This is a genomic window from Bartonella sp. AA81SXKL (assembly GCF_042196945.1).
Taxonomy (GTDB): Bacteria; Pseudomonadota; Alphaproteobacteria; order Rhizobiales; family Rhizobiaceae; genus Bartonella.
In genome coordinates this window covers 1-775 of sequence record NZ_JBHIRH010000195.1, presented here as the reverse complement: position 1 = coordinate 775, position 775 = coordinate 1, and the positions used below count along the sequence as shown (strand labels likewise).

The 775-nt window shown below is 41.8% G+C and carries 1 protein-coding gene; it reads right to left on the bottom strand.

Annotation, left to right across the window (positions count from 1 at the left end; translation table 11 throughout):
* Positions 1–97: 97 nt before the first annotated feature.
* Positions 98–775, bottom strand: a 678-nt coding sequence (locus ACFINZ_RS10545) for a hypothetical protein (RefSeq protein WP_375701488.1), incomplete at its 5' end; no start/stop codon positions are given.

Below are 775 nucleotides of genomic sequence, written 5' to 3'. Positions count from 1 at the left end.
GCCATCAGCCGGTAAAACATTCACAAGCGTATCCGTAAAGCTACCGTTGACGACCGAAACATCTGGTCTGTAATCAGCGATTGGAAAATAAACCATCTTAAAAATCCGTTGGTATTATTCTGGTCACGTTATGACGTTGAGACGTCTCTGCACGCAATTCATGCAACTGTTCGTTAAAGTCATTGTAAGCTGCCGTTGCACAATCGGGATCTTTCAAGATATTCTTGTAAAGTTCGTATTTTGCACGCGCCTTAATCAAATCAAACGCGTGCACAAACCATGGATGCTCCTCATCGACACTATCTATCTCTGATAAACGCAATGGAGAGAGAATGAGTTGAATCTGATAGGCTTTATCCGGCGTGGGATAAAGATGTAATTTCCTATCAAAATAACTGTAACAAACCGGCGTTCCTTGCTGCTCTGATGATAACAAAGGCTCTAAAGAAACATGGTCCTTACATTCCAAGGCAAACTTATGATGTTGATCAGAACTCAGATAAACGTTTTTGATTTTAACAGCACTTTCGATATGGCTGGTAGTGCTTGCATCATAAACACCTTGTCCCGCCCGTGTCTCAAACACCACATCACGGCTTTCGTTAAAGTAAAAGGTCTCCCGTTCACAAAAACGAATGGCTGCAAAAATGCTTTCTTGGATTTGTTGAACATACTCATCGGCTATGTCATCAATCTCATCTTGAATGACCGACACTAAGTGCGAAAGTGTTCTCTTATGACGATAAACATCTCGCTTTACAGGTATCGGTCCTCC